The organism is Methylomonas sp. Uni0011 (genome assembly GCF_056850255.1).
In genome coordinates this window covers 52,400-68,045 of record NZ_JBVVNO010000007.1, presented here as the reverse complement: position 1 = coordinate 68,045, position 15,646 = coordinate 52,400, and the positions used below count along the sequence as shown (strand labels likewise).

18 protein-coding genes are annotated in these 15,646 nt (G+C 57.1%); 4 read left to right on the top strand and 14 right to left on the bottom strand.

Annotation, left to right across the window (positions count from 1 at the left end; translation table 11 throughout):
* Positions 1–3 precede the first annotated feature (3 nt).
* Complete coding sequence (locus tag AC0IM9_RS10835) at positions 4–756, bottom strand: type II toxin-antitoxin system RelE/ParE family toxin (RefSeq protein ID WP_482804002.1); 753 nt, start codon at positions 754–756, stop codon at positions 4–6.
* A 245-nt stretch (positions 757–1,001) separates the two neighbouring features.
* On the opposite strand from AC0IM9_RS10835, the gene AC0IM9_RS10830 reads away from it, so the two are divergent.
* From AC0IM9_RS10830 to AC0IM9_RS10820, 3 genes are all read left to right on the top strand, one after another.
* Positions 1,002–2,003 (top strand): cytochrome-c peroxidase, encoded by a 1,002-nt coding sequence (locus AC0IM9_RS10830; protein WP_140912626.1) that lies wholly within the window; start codon positions 1,002–1,004, stop codon positions 2,001–2,003.
* A 222-nt stretch (positions 2,004–2,225) separates the two neighbouring features.
* A complete protein-coding gene (locus AC0IM9_RS10825; protein WP_445370877.1) occupies positions 2,226–2,558 on the top strand; it encodes a hypothetical protein in 333 nt (110 codons plus the stop codon).
* Between the two features lie 7 nt (positions 2,559–2,565).
* Positions 2,566–4,851: an EAL domain-containing protein gene (locus AC0IM9_RS10820; RefSeq protein WP_482804001.1), complete on the top strand. Its 2,286-nt coding sequence runs from the start codon at positions 2,566–2,568 to the stop codon at positions 4,849–4,851.
* 14 nt (positions 4,852–4,865) lie between these two features.
* On the opposite strand, the gene AC0IM9_RS10815 is transcribed toward AC0IM9_RS10820, so the two are convergent.
* Positions 4,866–5,192 (bottom strand): hypothetical protein, encoded by a 327-nt coding sequence (locus AC0IM9_RS10815; protein WP_260839322.1) that lies wholly within the window; start codon positions 5,190–5,192, stop codon positions 4,866–4,868.
* An 85-nt stretch (positions 5,193–5,277) separates the two neighbouring features.
* Entirely contained in the window at positions 5,278–6,990 is a 1,713-nt protein-coding gene (gene gspE, locus AC0IM9_RS10810) for a type II secretion system ATPase GspE (RefSeq protein WP_482804000.1), read from the bottom strand.
* A 111-nt stretch (positions 6,991–7,101) separates the two neighbouring features.
* Between gspE and AC0IM9_RS10805 the strand changes: the two genes are divergently transcribed.
* Positions 7,102–7,302, top strand: coding sequence for a hypothetical protein (locus AC0IM9_RS10805; RefSeq protein WP_140912630.1), 201 nt, complete (start codon positions 7,102–7,104; stop codon positions 7,300–7,302).
* A gap of 12 nt (positions 7,303–7,314) precedes the next feature.
* On the opposite strand, the gene AC0IM9_RS10800 is transcribed toward AC0IM9_RS10805, so the two are convergent.
* The 11 genes from AC0IM9_RS10800 to AC0IM9_RS10750 all read right to left on the bottom strand — a co-directional run bounded on the left by AC0IM9_RS10800 (position 7,315) and on the right by AC0IM9_RS10750 (position 15,612).
* Complete coding sequence (locus AC0IM9_RS10800; RefSeq protein ID WP_482803999.1) at positions 7,315–8,256, bottom strand: YbgA family protein; 942 nt, start codon at positions 8,254–8,256, stop codon at positions 7,315–7,317.
* A 14-nt stretch (positions 8,257–8,270) separates the two neighbouring features.
* Positions 8,271–8,792, bottom strand: coding sequence for a lipocalin family protein (locus AC0IM9_RS10795; RefSeq protein ID WP_482803998.1), 522 nt, complete (start codon positions 8,790–8,792; stop codon positions 8,271–8,273).
* Positions 8,793–8,796: 4 nt separating this feature from the next.
* Entirely contained in the window at positions 8,797–10,182 is a 1,386-nt protein-coding gene (locus AC0IM9_RS10790; RefSeq protein WP_482803997.1) for a cryptochrome/photolyase family protein, read from the bottom strand.
* A gap of 5 nt (positions 10,183–10,187) precedes the next feature.
* On the bottom strand, positions 10,188–10,697 hold the full coding sequence (locus AC0IM9_RS10785) for a hypothetical protein (RefSeq protein ID WP_140912634.1): 510 nt from the start codon (positions 10,695–10,697) through the stop codon (positions 10,188–10,190).
* 20 nt (positions 10,698–10,717) lie between these two features.
* On the bottom strand, positions 10,718–11,626 hold the full coding sequence (locus AC0IM9_RS10780; RefSeq protein WP_482803996.1) for a TIGR01777 family oxidoreductase: 909 nt from the start codon (positions 11,624–11,626) through the stop codon (positions 10,718–10,720).
* Between the two features lie 38 nt (positions 11,627–11,664).
* Complete coding sequence (msrQ, locus tag AC0IM9_RS10775; RefSeq protein WP_482803995.1) at positions 11,665–12,306, bottom strand: protein-methionine-sulfoxide reductase heme-binding subunit MsrQ; 642 nt, start codon at positions 12,304–12,306, stop codon at positions 11,665–11,667.
* A complete protein-coding gene (gene msrP / locus AC0IM9_RS10770) occupies positions 12,306–13,253 on the bottom strand; it encodes a protein-methionine-sulfoxide reductase catalytic subunit MsrP (RefSeq protein WP_482804070.1) in 948 nt (315 codons plus the stop codon). The genes msrQ and msrP overlap by 1 nt, the downstream gene beginning before the upstream one ends.
* 54 nt (positions 13,254–13,307) lie before the next feature.
* A complete protein-coding gene (locus AC0IM9_RS10765) occupies positions 13,308–14,129 on the bottom strand; it encodes a sterol desaturase family protein (protein WP_140912638.1) in 822 nt (273 codons plus the stop codon).
* Positions 14,130–14,150: 21 nt separating this feature from the next.
* Entirely contained in the window at positions 14,151–14,606 is a 456-nt protein-coding gene (locus AC0IM9_RS10760; RefSeq protein ID WP_140912639.1) for a PAS domain-containing protein, read from the bottom strand.
* A gap of 12 nt (positions 14,607–14,618) precedes the next feature.
* Positions 14,619–15,116, bottom strand: coding sequence for an SRPBCC family protein (locus AC0IM9_RS10755; protein ID WP_140912640.1), 498 nt, complete (start codon positions 15,114–15,116; stop codon positions 14,619–14,621).
* Between the two features lie 70 nt (positions 15,117–15,186).
* Entirely contained in the window at positions 15,187–15,612 is a 426-nt protein-coding gene (locus tag AC0IM9_RS10750; protein ID WP_278211630.1) for a hypothetical protein, read from the bottom strand.
* Positions 15,613–15,646 lie beyond the last annotated feature (34 nt).

Sequence of the window (15,646 nt, the reverse complement as noted above, 5' to 3'; positions counted from 1 at the left end):
CACCTAGTGATAGTCCACAATTTCGACCTGGTAGGCACCATCTTCTCGCCATGCAAAGCGAATCCGCCATTGTTCGTTGATACGGATGCTGTATTGCCCACTGCGATCGCCTTTTAAAGATTCGCGCCGGTTTCCGGGTGGAATGCGTAAGCTGGCCAAGTCGGTAGCGGCATACAACTGCAAAAGCTTGCGCCGAGCGACGCGCTCAATGTTTTTAAATTGCAGTACCAACTCGCTATTGAAAAGCGCTTGGGTATCGGAGCAAGCAAACGAATGAATCAACAGCCTTTGTTGTGCGAACAGGGCCTGGACCAAGGTCAGAAACAAGTCGTCGTTGCGGCTGCGGTAGGCCTGGCTGAGGATTTTGATGCGGCCCAGTTGCCGGGTTTTGACGCCCGGCGAGCGGTCCAGCAGTTTCTCCAGGTGGTCGAGGAGTTGGCCGATTTCGTTGCGAAGCAAGCCCGGTGCCAGATTGCCCAGCAGATGCTGGCAGACGACCAGGGCTTGTAGCTCCGCGGCGCTGAGCCAGATGCCGGGCAATTCGAACGGTTGGCGCGGGTCGTTGCGGTCGTAGTAATAGCCGGCGCCGCGTTCGCAGAACAGCGGTGCGTTCAAGCGGTCGCGCAGTTCGTCTACCAGACGTTGGCGGGTGGCTTTCGAGCAAGCCAGTAGTCTTTCTATTTCCGGCCCCGAAATCGGCGTGCGCCGGTTTTTCAGTAGGTTGTGGAGTTTGACGAGTTTGTCGAGGTGTTGCATCTGAGCGTCTTCCCTGAGCGAGTGAAAGTTCTAGCGTCTTAACTGTCGGGGAAAATTAGCCGATTCCGGGCTGTTTTGCCAGTAGCGGACGCTTGGGCCGGCGGCGCCGGTCGATTTTCGCCTGGTCCGGTCCGCAGGCCCCGTTGCACTGTGGGAGGGATGCAATTTAATTTACCTGCCGCGCGTCAATATCTTACAATTCGCCAGCCCTTGGCTCTGACAATAACTATTTTTAGGAGGATGGTATGTTCAAATTTCGCCTGCTGGTTTCCGCGCTTGCGCTGACCGGTTCTATGTCTGTAATGGCGGCCGAGCCGCTGCCGAGTGTGGCCCCGGCTCCCGCCGACAACCCGACCACGCTGGAAAAAGTCACGTTGGGAAAAATGCTATACCACGATCCGCGGTTGTCCTCCACCGGCACCGTATCCTGCGCCTCTTGCCATAACACGATGCTGGGCGGCGAAGACAACCGGCCGGTGGCAATGGGTGTCAACGGCCAAACCGGCGGCCGTAGCGCGCCGACCGTCTGGAACTCCGCCTTCAATAAAGTCCAGTTCTGGGACGGCCGCGCCGACAGTCTGGAGGCCCAAGCTGCCGGCCCGGTGACCAATCCGATCGAGATGGGGATGAAGAGCTGGGACGACGTGGTCGCCCGCCTGAAAACCATCGAAGGTTATCAACACGCGTTCGAAAAGGCCTTCGGTAAGGATTCTATTTCCAAAGAAAACGCCACCAAAGCCATTGCGGCTTACGAAAGAACTTTGATTACGCCGAACAGCCCGTACGACAAGTATCTCGGCGGCGATAAAGACGCGATGACCAAGCAGCAAATCCGCGGTATGGAAAAAGCCGTCGAAGTCGGTTGCACCAGCTGCCATAGCGGCCCGGCATTCAACGGTCCCGGTATGTTCCAGAAATTCCCGGTCAACTCCAACGGCTATTTCGAGGCGCAATACCACTTCCAAAAAGACAAAGGCTTGGCGGAAGTGACCAAAAAAGACAGCGACGAGCACCTGTGGAAAGTGCCGACCTTGCGCAACGTGGCTCTGACCGCGCCGTATTTCCATAACGGTTCGGTGAAAACCCTGGATAGAGCGGTCTGGTTGATGGCTAAATTGCAATTGAACAAAGAGTTGTCCGACGGCGACGTCGCCGACATCGTTGCGTTCCTGAACGCGTTGACCGGCGAATTCCCGACTCAAACCATGCCGCAATTGCCGGGCACTCCGGGTTCTACCTTTAACTAAGCACCGGGCGTTTTCCGGTTCTAACGAAGGGGCCGTGAGGCCCCTTTTTCGTGGCTGACGTATTGGCAACGAGTCGAAGATTGGTTTGGTACTGCGCTGCGGAGCGTGTCTAAAAAGCGTTTGATATGTGTGGTATTAGTCCGGTTCTTCGGCCATACTTTAGGCCATGGCGGAAATCGATAAATCCGATAAAAACAATTAAATAAATTCGTATTTAAGTCCATGTCAGTCAACAAGAAAATTCAATTATCGGCGCGGGTGGGGGAGTATGCGATTCCACCCTTGAAAGACATGTTGGTTTTGGGGAACCAATCGCCGATCGGCTGCATCGCCATGCGGCGGGCCATCGAGCTGCTGGTTAAAACCCCTTTCGAACATATCGAGCTGCAAGACGAGGTGATCTCCGATATTTTGGTGCGTCAGCACATTTTGCGGCGGGTGTCGCGGGAAGGCTTGATCGAATTTGTGATCGGCCAATTAAAGCCCATGATGGGCCCGGACGAGGTCTTGCACGCCGAACTGGATGTCAGCATTTTCCTGTCGCAAGGCGACTGAAAGACCGATGCAACGCTTAATGGTGCGCGATTGTTTGTGCGACCCGATCGTCCGGGTGTTGGAAGAGGGGCGGCCGGCCTATTCTCTGGCTAACCAGCCCCTGTATGCGGTATTTCGCGATTCCACCGCAACCGGTATCTTTTGCGGTCTGGTGACGCCGCAAGATATCGTGCAACACCCGAGCTGGATTTTTGCCGATCTTACCGAGCACCGCGAGTGTTTTAGCGTCGCCCCGGACGTCGAAGTGAGCAGTGCCCTGGAGCTTCTAAGTGAGCAGGGACTGGAAGCGTTGCCGGTGTTGGACGGCCCGCGCTTTATCGGCGCGGTCAGTCGCCAGAGCATTCTGGAAACCCTGTTGAAACGGGAGCGCTGGTTGTTAGTGCAATCGCGCCGATTGAACAAATCCCTGGAAACCGAGCGAAACCGGATTCGTTCCTGGTCTGCCAAACTGGCTCGGCTACACGAAGCTTCGCGCAGTTTACTGACGGTGTTGAAGCACACCTCGGTCCAAAACGAATTGTTCGAAACCGGAATCGAGGCGTTGACCAGGCTGTTGGAAGCGCGTTACGGCGCGGTCGGCATCCTGGACGACGCCGGAAAACTCAGCCACTTCGTCTATACCGGTGTCGATGCCGAACAGGCGCAGCGCATCGGCCAATTTCCGCAAGGCAATGGCCTGTTAGGCGTCGTGATTCAAGACAACGTGTCGTTGCGGCTGGCGGAGATGTCCACCCATGCCAGCAGCAGCGGTTTCCCCGAACATCATCCGCCGATGAAATCCTTATTGGCCGTGCCGATCTCGCACCAGGGACGTGTCTACGGCCGGATTTACCTGTGCGACAAAGAAAACGGCGAGCCGTTTACAGCCAGCGACGAGGAGCTGGCTCTGAGTTTTGCCTATTCGCTGTCGTTGATTCTGGACAACGCCCGCGAAATCGAGGAAGTCAAACAAGCCCGCAAAAGCTTGAATTACATGGCGCATTTCGACGCCTTGACCGGATTGCCGAACCGTACCCTGTTGAAAGACCGCTTCGAACAGGCTATTTCTCACGCCCAACGCAGTGGAGACAAGGTCGGTGTCCTGTTTTTGGATCTGGATAATTTCAAAGTCATTAACGACACCATCGGCCACACGTCGGGCGATAGCTTGCTGCGGGTGGTGGCGTCGCGGATCAGCCAGTGTCTGCGCGACGGCGATACCGCTGCTCGCCTCGGCGGCGACGAGTTTATCGTCATGTTGCCGGATTTGTCGGATGTGCAGGATGCGGCCAAAGTGGCCGCTAAAATTCTGGAGTCCTTGCACGCATCGTTCGATATCGACCGACACGAAGTCTTCGTCAGCTTCAGTATCGGGATTAGCGTGTATCCGGACGATTCCGACGAGATGGAAGGCCTGCTCGCCAACGCCGACAGTGCAATGTATTACGCCAAAAAGCTGGGTAAAAACAATTACCAGTTTTTCACCCCGGAAATGAACCGGACCGCGCAGAACTACATGAAATTGGAAAAGTATTTGCGGCGGGCCATGGAGCAGGGCGAGCTCGAGCTCTATTACCAGCCGCAGCTTGACGTCGCCAGCGGTAAAGTGATCTGCATGGAAGCGTTGATCCGCTGGTTCAGCGCCGAATTGGGGCCGGTGCCGCCGGGCGATTTCATTCCGTTCGCAGAGGAATCCGGCTTGATTGTGCCGATAGGCGCCTGGGTGCTGAAAACGGCTTGCGTCCAAGCCAAGGCCTGGGAGCGGGAGGGTTTGCCGGTTCGTGTCGCGGTCAATTTGTCCAGCCGCCAGTTCCATCAGGTGCAAACCGCGCAACACCCTCGACACCCCTTGCTCGATGCCGTGCTGGACGCGTTGGATGCCAGCGGCTTGTCGCCGGCTTTGCTCGAACTGGAGATTACCGAGGGTATTTTGATGCGGCAACTCGATTCGACCATGCAAATCCTGAATATCCTGAAAGATATCGGGGTCAGGATTTCGATCGACGATTTCGGAACCGGTTATTCGTCGCTGAGTTACCTGAAGCGGTTTCCGATTGATGTGTTGAAAATCGACAAATCCTTCGTCAACGATATTACCGAGGACCCCAACGACAAGGCGATCGTGTCGGCGATTACCGTGATGGCGCAACAGCTCAAGTTGGAGGTAGTCGCGGAGGGGGTGGAGAGCACCGCTCAGATGAGTTATCTGCGTGAACTGCGTTGCAATTACGTGCAGGGCTATTTTTTCAGCAAACCGCTGGCAACGGGCAAAGTCTTGCCGTTCTTACGCCAGTGCGCCGCGGCCACGGATTAAGCCCGACGTTGCTCTCAGGCTTCGAACCCGGTTTCGAAGCAATTGCGGCCGGATTCGTCGCCGTAAATCAGCGATAAAGTCTCCGGATCGGGAGCCGGCGTCGACACCGCGGAATAGGCCACCAGCAGCGGCGCGATATGCCTGGCCGATTTCGGGCTGGTATAGACCCAATAGCACGAGCCGTCGGCCGCCCAATGGCCGAACATCGCCATCCCCTGGGGGCCGTTGCGGGCTACGTAGGCCGCGCGAAATGCCCCCATTAACACGGCCAATTCGCCGGATTGGTAGTCTGGGCCCGACAGTCTGATGCGGTGCCAACTCTGAATGATTGCCGATGCCACGATAGTCTCCCGGTTGCTTTCAAGATTGGGCTGATTTTGCGCGGGCAGAGCCAACAAACGCCGGTTCGGGCGACGAGCCGACGCGTTAAGCTTCTGTGGTGACCCGCAGCACCTCTTCCAGCGTGGTAATGCCCTGCAAGGCCTTGCCGACGCCGTCCTCGTACATGGTCTGCATGCCTTCCTCGATCGCGGTTTGTTGGATGACGAAGGCTTCCTCGTGCTTCATGATTTGTTTGCGGATGGTGTCGGTCATCGTCAAAAATTCGATGATCGCCAGCCGGCCTTTGTAGCCGATGCCGTTACAGGCCGGGCATCCCACCGGTTTGTAGAACAGGATATCGCCGCTCGGTTGCCAGCGTCGCAACTGCATTTCCTCGATCACCGCATCCGCCGCCGGATGGGCTTGCTTGCAGTGCGGGCAAAGTCTTCTGACCAGGCGCTGGGCCAGAATACCGTTGATGGTCGAGCTGAGCAGATACTCTTCCAGGCCCATGTCTTGCAGCCGGGTAACGCCGGCTGCCGCGTCGTTGGTGTGCAGCGTGGACAATACCAAGTGGCCGGTCAGCGCCGATTGTACGGCGATCTTGGCGGTTTCCAGATCGCGCATCTCGCCGATCATGATCACGTCCGGGTCCTGACGGACGATGGAGCGCAACGCCGAAGCGAAGGTCAGGCCGATCTGCGGTTTGGCTTGAATCTGGTTGATGCCTTCCAGTTGGTATTCGACCGGGTCCTCGACCGTAATGATTTTGCGTTCCGGCGTGTTCAGGGTTTTCAGCGCGGCGTACAAGGAGGTGGATTTGCCGCTTCCGGTCGGGCCGGTGATCAGTAAAATGCCGTGCGGTTGCGCCAGCACCTCCATGAAGCGCTCGGCCTGCCGGCCGACAAAGCCCAGGGTCTCGAAATCCAGCACCGCGTTTTCCTTGTCCAGCAAACGGATTACCACGCTTTCGCCGTGTAAAGTCGGAATCGTCGATACCCGCAGGTCCAACTCCTTGCCGATCATCTGCAGTTTGATCCGGCCGTCCTGCGGTAGCCGGCGTTCGGCGATGTTGAGCTTGGCCATGATTTTGATCCGCGACAACACGGCGGCGGTGGAGGCGACCGGCGGCGAATCGATGTCCTGCAACACGCCGTCGATGCGCAGCCGTACTTTCAGGCTTTGTTCGAATGGCTCGATATGCACGTCGGAAGCTCGGCTTTCCACGGCTTTTTGCAGAATATAGTTGACCATCTTGATGATAGGCGCTTCGGAGGCCAGGTCTTTCAGATGTTCCAAATCCTCGCTGCCTTCCTGCTCGACGTCCAGGTTGTCGCGCAGTTTATCCATCTGCGATTTGCCTTCGCCGTATTGCAATTCCAGGGCGGCGTCGATTTCGGCGAGTTGGCCGATTTGCAAGGTCACGGTTTTGCCGGTGGCCAATTGCAGGGCTTGCACCACATAGTCGTCCACCGGGTCCATCACCGCGATTTCGATTTGTTGTTCGTCCGCTGTCAGGCCGACGGCATGGTGTTGCTTCAGAAATCGCTGGGAAATGTGGTCCGGCAGCGGCGACTGCGGCGGATAGTTTGCCGCCGCCGCGCGTTGGATGCCGGTGGCCGCCACAAAACTGTTGGCGATGTCGTTGTCCGAACACAAGCCGAGTTTGATCAGCAATTGCGGCAGCGAGTCGTCCGGTGCGGTTTTCTGCATGCGCCGGACTTTACCCAGATCGGTGTCCGACAGTTTGCCGTTACCCTTTAACTGGTTGATAAAAGTTGCATATTTTGCGGAGTTTTCCGCGGTGTCCATGTCCATCGGATGTACCGTCGAAAGTAGCTGAATTGGTCAAGTATTGTAGCGAGTTTCGCAGTATTCTGAAGGCCATTTCCAACAAGAATCGGGCGCGAAGCCAACGGAGCGAAACGTATGAACGGAATTCGGGTATTAAGTCTGACGGTTTGCATATCGGCCGGTACCGCTTGCAGCGCCGATTGGGCCCAGCGCTTTGCCTACCACGCCGTCGAGAATGCCGGCCAATTGCAATGCCAAAAAGCCATGGCCAACGATTGCGAACGCCGGCCCGGCTACGACCAGTACCAAAAGGAGCGGCGCGAGTTGGACCGTTAGCGGCGGTGTCGATCAAATCTCGTTCAACAAGGCCAATTCCGCCGGATGCGGTTGCATGTAAAACGAGTTGTCGATGAAACTGTCCGGCTGACGGCGGAAATGGTGGCGCAGCAGCGTCAACGGTACGATCAGCGGCACCTGGCCGATGCGGTAGTTTTCGATGGTGTCGGACAATTCCTGTTTGTCGTCGCTGTCCAGCGCCCGTTTCAAATAACCCTGAATGTGTTGCAGCACGTTGACGTGGTTGCCGCGGCTGGCGACGATTTTCAGGCAGGCCATCAATTCGGTGATGTATTCGGCGGCGATCGCCTCGATTCGGGCATCGGTGGCGCCGGCAACGATGCGGCCCAGATGGCGCGCCCGGTTCTGGTCGTGGCTCATCGCGATCAGTTTGTGCCGACTGTGAAAGGTCATCAAGCCGTGGGCGCTGAGGCCTTCCTCGCAGAGCTGCCGCCAACGCTGATAAACAAAAACCCGTTGAATGAAGTTTTCCCGCAAACCCGGATCGCCAAGCCGGCCTTCTTCTTCGACCGGTAGGTTAGGGAAGGCGGATTGCAGATAGCCGGCAAAAATACCGGTACCGTTGCGGGCCGGTACTTCGTGTTTGTAAACCTTGACCCGGGTCATGCCGCAACTGGGCGAATCTTTTTTCAGGATGTAACCGCACAGGCCGTCCAGCCAGCCGGCTTGGCGGGCGGCAGCGTCGCGCAAGCGGTCGGTGACGTCGAAGCCGTGGTCCTTGACGCCGACGCAGCGAATCCCATCGGCCGTTTCCCGCAGTTGCACGCAGGGGCGGGGAATGCCGAGGCCGGCTTCCACCTCCGGACAAAACGGCTTGAACTCGAAATAGCGGCCCAGCGTGCGTTCGATATAGCTGTGGTATTTGTGGGCGCCGTCGTAACGGACTTCGTGGCCCAACAGGCAACTGCTGATGCCGACCGGAATATTGTGCATGGGAGTCCTTGGAATCAATGCCGGGGCGCGGCGAAAATCAGTTGGTCGGTGGCGAAACCCTGGCTGCGAGCCTGATCCAGCAGGCTGTCCAGGATCGGCTGCGCCAGATCGGGCGTGCGCGCCAGAATCCATAAATAGTCGCGGTCGGGGCCGGCGATCATTGCATATTGGTAAGCCGTCTTGTCCAGCGCGATGATGTTGTAGGCGCCGTAAAACGGTCCGAAAAACGATACTTTCAGCCGGCCCCGGTCCGGGCCGTCGATAAAGTAGGCCTTGCCTTCGGCGCTGCGGCGCTGGTTGGTTTCGGCATCGAACCCGCTGTTCAGCACTCTGACGCCGCCGTCCTCGCGCAGGCTATATTCGGCGCGGATCTCGCTCAGACCGCGTTCGAAGCGGTGGTCCAATCGGGCGATCTCGTGCCAGGTGCCCAGATAGCGCGGCAATTCGAAACCTTCGACCACGGTCAAGCCTTCCGGTATGCCGGTGCAGCCGGTCGACAGTAGCAAAGTTAGTAACAGTATCGGAATCAATTGCATGGGCTCAGGCCTGTTGGTTGGAAAGTTGAGTTTGGTATTGGGCTTTGATGCGGCGGCTTTGCTCGGCATGATTTACCCGCGGCGGCGGATAATCGCCGGCCAGCGGCGCCTTTTCCCAGTTGTGAATGGCTTTGGCCGAATAAGGTTGCAGTTCCGGCAGCCAGGTCTTGATGTAACGGCAGTCGGGATCGAACTTTTTCTGTTGCAGCCAGGGATTGAAAATCCGGAAATAGGGTTGGGCGTCGCAGCCGGTCGACGCCGCCCACTGCCAGTTGCCGTTGTTCACGCAAGGGTCGTAATCCAGCAAATGTTGGGCGAAGTAACGTTCGCCCCAGCGCCAGGACACATGCAGGTCCTTGACCAGGAACGAGGCCGCGACCATCCGCAGCCGGTTGTGCATCCAGCCGGTCTGGTTCAGTTCCCGCATCGCGGCGTCGACGATGGGAAATCCGGTTTGGCCGTTGGCCCAGGCCCAGAAATCGTCCTGGGCATTACGCCAGCGCAGGCCGTTCAGGCGGAGGTCGAAGGCCTGGCCGAAGACGTGCGGAAAGTGGTAGGCGATGTGGCTAAAAAAATCCCGCCAGTACAATTGGCGCAACAGCGCATGGTCCGGTCCAAGGTCAACCTGGATGGCCTGATGGGCTTCGCGTACCGAGCAGCAGCCGAACTTCAGATACGGCGACAAATGGCTGGTGGCGTCGAGTTCCGGAAAGTCGCGGGTCTCGCTGTAATCGCGCCGTGCAGTCAATGCCGATAACTGTTGCTGCGCCGCGCGCCGGCCGCCGGCAAAGGCATTCTGTTGCGGCCGGCTCAAGGTTTGCAGCAGCTCGGATCTTTCCGTAGCGAGCGGCTCGCTGACCAGTCGGCCATTCGCCAGTCCGCTTGGTGCCGCCACCGGATTCTGGATAGCCTTTTTATAAAAGGCGGTAAACACCTGATAGGGCAAGCCTTTGTCGGTCAGCACATATTCCGGCTCGTTCAGCAACAGATCCGCGTGGCTATGAAAGTCCAGCCCCAGTTTTTGGCAGTATTGCTGAATCTCCTGATCGCGCTCGCGGGCGAAAGGGGTGTAATCGCGGTTGACGAACACGGCTTCGATGCGCAACTGCTGTTGCAGTTGTTCGACGACCGCTTCCGGTCGATCGCCGAATAGATAGAGGCGGCCGCGGTTTGCCAGACAGTCCGCTTGCAAATCGCTTAACGATTCCAGCATGAATTGCAGTGCCGGCCGGCTTTGGTAGGGATGGGCCTCGATCTGGCGCGGATCGAAAACGAAGCAGGTCAGCACCCGCTGCGAGCTTTTCAATGCCGCGTTCAAGGCGGTGTTGTCGGTCAGACGCAGGTCGCGGCGGAATATAAATAAGGAAGTTCGGTAACGCGGTGTGCTCATCGCGATCAGCAGTCGCCCCAATGGTTGGTCATCTGCAGGCAATTGAAGAAAATGTTGGGGTAATACTGGTAAATCACCCAGCGCAGCATCAAATCCAGAACCGCCGCAACGGTCAGCAAGCGGGCCAGCACCGCCCAATGGCGGGCGCCGGTTTTATCGGAGCAGCGCCAGACCGCACCGATCCAGTAAATCAAGGGTAGGGCCATGATGATATGCATCGTCACCCAGCTGGCGACGGTGAACTCGCCTTCCTGGATTCGATAATCGATCAGGAACAGTACGGCGTTGTACAAAACGAAAAACGGATAGAACGCGTCTTTCAAGCGCAGGTAACCCAACCAGCTCCATTGCAGGTAATAGTACAGGCTGGGCGGTTCGCGCTCCTCCCATGCCTCTGCCGGTTCCGGCGTCAGGTAAAACACCAGCAGGCCGAGGCCGATCGCCACCAACAAGGCTTCGTACCATCTGATGAACGAGGTAAAGGCAAATAACGCGGACAGGCTGTCGATCAACATGGGATTACCGATCTATCGGGTCAGGAGTTATGCAAAATCGCGTCGAGCGCGGGCCGCAGCCGACTATACTGAAACTCGAAGCCTTGTGCCAACAGGCGTTCCGGTTTCACCCGCTGGCTGCCGAGCACCAAGGCGGCCATTTCGCCGAGCAACAACTTCAACAGTCCGGCCGGTAACGGCAGTAACATCGGTCGGCTCAACACTTCGGCCAAGCTCAGGCTGAACTCGCGGTTAGTGACCGGTTCCGGGGCCGTGGCGTTGTAGGCGCCGCTCATGGTCGGATCGGCGATCATCGCTTCGGCAGCGGCGAGCCAATCATCCAGGTGAATCCAAGACATCCATTGCCGGCCGTCGCCCATGCTGCCGCCCAGGCCGAGTCGGAACGCCGGCAGCATGCGTTGCAAAAGACCGCCGCCGCGGCCCAGCACCAGACCGGTACGGATCAGGCAGACCCTGCTGCCGTGATCCGCAGCGGCCAATGCCGCGGCCTCCCAGTCGGCGCACAATTGTTGGGCGAAATCGGTTTTGGCCGGACTGGTCTCGCTGAGTACGCTATCGCCTTGGTCGCCGTAAATGCCGATCGCGGAGCCGTTGACCAACACCGGCGCTTTGCTGCCGGCGGCGATCCAGGCGACCAGCGCTCGCGTCAGTTCGATCCGGCTGTCGCGTAAAATCTGTTTGCGGGCTGCGGTCCAGTACCGGTCGAAAATACCGGCACCGGCCAGATTCACCACGGCGTCGAAGGCGCCGGCGTCGGGCAGGTCGGCGAAGCGGGTGACCGCGCCGACAGCGCTACCGAATTGCTGGCGAATCTTTGCCGCGTCGCGGCCAAATACGGTGACAGTGTATTGTTTGGCCAACAAGCGGCGGGCGAGGGCGCTGCCCAAGAAGCCGGTGCCACCGGTGATCAAAATCGAGGTCGAGGTCATGGCGATTTCTCCAAACTTATCGGCAACAGGCTGCTGGCTTAGTCAGTCCGGTCCGGGTTAGCGGCTTGAGGTTTGGCAGGCGCGGTTTGCCCGAAACGGCGGTTTTTCAGCCAAACCAAGCCGCGGAAGCCCATCAACATAGCCAGCACCAGCAGATAGAACAGGGGCTCTGCCAAATTGCCCTTCAATTGCCAGAAGTAGTGGGCGATGGCCGCGGCCGCGGCCAGATAAATGTAACGGTGCAGTTTCTTCCAGGTTTTGCCGAGCCGTTTCTTGGCGACCTTGGGCGAGGTAACCGCCAACAGGAATAGAATCAGGTAGGCCAACACGCCGAACCACAGATAACTGCTTTGCAGGATATCGATGCCAATCAGCGGCCAAACCCAGGCGTGGTCGGCACTCAAATAACCGAGCAGGTGCAACGTGGCATAGAAAAACGCGGTCAGGCCGAACAGCTGGCGGTAGTCGGTCATGCCGCGCCAATTGGTCATGGTTTGCAGTGGGGTGATAGCCAGTGTGATGCATAAAAAGCGCAACGACCAGTCGCCTAGGTAAATATGCATCGCCTGAATCGGGTTCGAGCCCAAACGGTTCCAGCCGATTTCCAGCAACAGCCACAGGAGCGGTGCCGCGCAGCTGACCAGAGTGATCGGCCAGAGCCGGTTGATCAGAGCGTCCATCAGAAGAAATGCCCCAGGTCCATATCACTGTACAAGCCTGCCACCTGTTCGCCGTAACCGTTGAACAATTCGGTCCGCCGCCGCGGCGTGAAAAAGTCGGAGCCCAGCGGCCGCTCGCTAGCCTGGCTCCAGCGCGGATGCGGCACTGCCGGATTGACGTTGGCGTAGAAGCCGTATTCTTCGGGCGCAAACCGGTTCCAGCTGGTTAGAGGGGGCCTCCGGCACAGTTCGATTCTGACGATTGCTTTGGCACTCTTGAAGCCGTATTTCCACGGCACCACCAAACGCAAGGGGGCGCCGTTCTGTTTGGGCAAGGTTTCGCCATAGGCGCCGACCGCCAGAATGGTGAGCGGATGAACCGCTTCGTCGATGCGCAAGCCTTCTTCATAGGGCCAAGCCAACATGGCTTGTTGCCGCAGCCGCGGCATCGCTTCCGGCTGGCTGGCGCTGATGAATTTGACGAACTTGGCGGACGACAACGGTTGTGCCAGCTGTAACAAATCGCTTAGGGCAAAACCGACCCAAGGCACGACCATGGACCAGCCTTCCACGCAGCGGAAACGATACAGGTATTCGCGCAGTGGAAAGCGTTTCAGCAAATCCTCCACCCGGTAGCTGAGCGGATTTTCGACCTCGCCGCCGATCTCCACCGACCAAGGATCGATCCGCAATCGTTGAGCCAAACGGGTGCTGTCTTCTTTATTGAAGGCAAACTCGTAATAGTTGGTGTAATTCAGCATCAACTCGGCTGGGGTTGCTGTCAAACCGACAGTTTGCGGACCGCCGGGCGGTAGAGCCGACCAGTTTCGCGGCCTTGCGTTGGCGGTGTCCGCGGCGGAAACGCCTACCGCAAGCGCGGCGATGGCCTTCATTAAGGTACGGCGTTGCCTGAATACTGCCGGATCGGTAATCTCGCTGCTCGGAATGGGTTGGCGGGTTTGAATCAACATAGTTGCGGCCGACAGTAGGAGGCGAGCCTCGCGCTCAGACGTTACCGGACCTTATTTCTTACCTTTCGGAATCCAGCCGAGCAGTTGGCGGATTTTCCGTTCGGTAATGAAGGCCAGCGAAAATAACTGGATGAAGTTCTCGGCTTCGATCAGATCCAGGCCGATATTGGCCGGGACCATTTCTTTGCGGGTGCCGAACATCCGGTCCCACAGCGCCAGCACGATGCCGTAATTGCTGTCGTGTTCGCTGCGTAGGGTGGAGTGGTGAGTGCGGTGTAACGCCGGGGTGATGATGAATTGCGATAGCGCATCTTCGTTCGGCACGCGGATATTGGCGTGGTGGAAAAAGATGAAAAACAACTCGACGATTTCGATCGACAGCACCAAGTAGGCATCGACGCCGATCACCACCACGAACAGGCACTTGTAGCCGATTTCCAGCAGTAAATCGAACACGTGAAACCGGAAACCGGTCGACACGTTAAACGACTTGTCGCTGTGGTGAATCTTATGAAACCGCCATAAATATTCCGATTTGTGGCTGGCATAGTGCCAGGCGTAAATCGCCAGATCGAAACAGGCGAAAGCCAGCAGCCATTTCAGCGGTCCGTTGGGCATCGCACTCAATAAGCCGTGCCCGGCGAATTGCTGAGCGACCAGAAACAAAGACGAGGCTCGCAGAATCGCCAGAATCAGGTTGTTTACCAGGAAGGCCATGGTGTTGGTGACAATCGATTCCTTATACACCTTGGGTGGGAAATAGCGGTAAGGCCGTTTCTTTTCCAGCGCCAGCAAGAACAAAAAAGCCAGTATCGCCAAGCCGAACAGGCCTTGGTTGAATAACATGCCGTTTTCACTGCCGATTGCGTTCATGGCGTCACCGGTTGCTTGGAGTTAAGGGCGCGAGCTAGCGTTCAGTAGGTCGGTCAGACTTTTGATTTCGGTATCGGCATCGACCTGATGAGTAATGTCGTATTGCACGCCGAGGTAATAAATAACCCGTTGTTTACGGTCGAACAACGGCACGATTTTGAGCCGGTTATGAAACAAGCTGCCGTCCTTACGGTAATTGCGTAGCGTGACTTCGACCGCTTCGTGACGCTGCATCGCCTCCGCAATTTGGAAGCGCGCGTCTTGGTCGCGGTCCTTGCCTTGCAAAAACCGACAATTGTGGCCGATGATTTCGTCCTGGCTATACCCGGTCAAGCGTTCGAAGGCTTTGTTGGCATAAACGATCGGTGCGTCTTCTTGGTCTGGGTCGGCAAGCGTCACGCCATTCACGCATTCGTCAAGAATGGCCGACAACACTTGCGGAATCAGTCCGTTATCTTTTTCAACGACAAAAGCCATAAATACACTCCACTAAGCTTGGGCTGTTGGATTGGAATCGTACATAATCAGATTTTTGATCTGTTCTACGGTGTTTTCCGCGCCTTCTTCGATCGCGCAACGGATCAGTTTTTCGAAAGGCCGCATGAATATGTCCAGTTGCAGAAATTCGAACCGGAAGGTAAGGCGGGTCTGCGGCCGGTCGCCCTCCGGCTGTAGCAGGTAACTTTGTCGGTAAGGCTGGGTCAGGCCTTGCACGGCCAGCTTGGTCAGGGGTTGGTACTCGGCAATTTCGAATACCGATTCGACTTCTTCGCCGCTGTCGTGGCGAATCTGCCGGGCTTTGGCGCCGACAAAGACTTGTTCGCCGTCCAATGGCTCGAAATCCACCAAGTCTGCCGCCCATTTTGGGTAATTTTCAAAAAAGTCGTGGCCGACGAACTCGAATACCTCACTTAACGGTTGTTCTATCTCGATACTGGCCTCGGCGGCCACGGGTTTGTTGGCGTCGAACGGTAGTTTGATTTGCATTTGCTGCTTCCCCCTGGTTGGCGGCGCTGAGAAAACGCCAGGTGAGGCCGGACTTTCCTGTCCGGTCTGCTTATGATCGCGGCCGCGGATCGCGCAGCGCGGCGCATCCTCCGTAGAGTAAGTGCGATAAACCGGAGTAAACCAAAAGCTGGCGGTAGTTGTCGTCTACTTCGATCTGGTTGATCGAACAATAGAACTCAAGCGAGGCAATCAACAACAGAAAAAATATGCCTAATGCCGCCAACGCTTCCGGCCGGTTGTCCAGTTTGTAGAAACTATAGACCGCAACTTGCATCAAGCATAGATAAAACATCATCAGCCGCATGTTATTGGCCAATGGCCCGTACAAATCGCTGTTATCGGTAAAAAACAGCGGATTGCCGAGTATGGCGGCGATGCCGCCGATCAGTAGCGTAATCACGGCGGCATTGAAATTGACCTGCAACACCAGCTGCAAAAAATTTAAGGTTCTAACGGATGCTGTTTGGTTTTGCATATTGCTAACCTCTGAAAAAAATACCCTCCAGGAG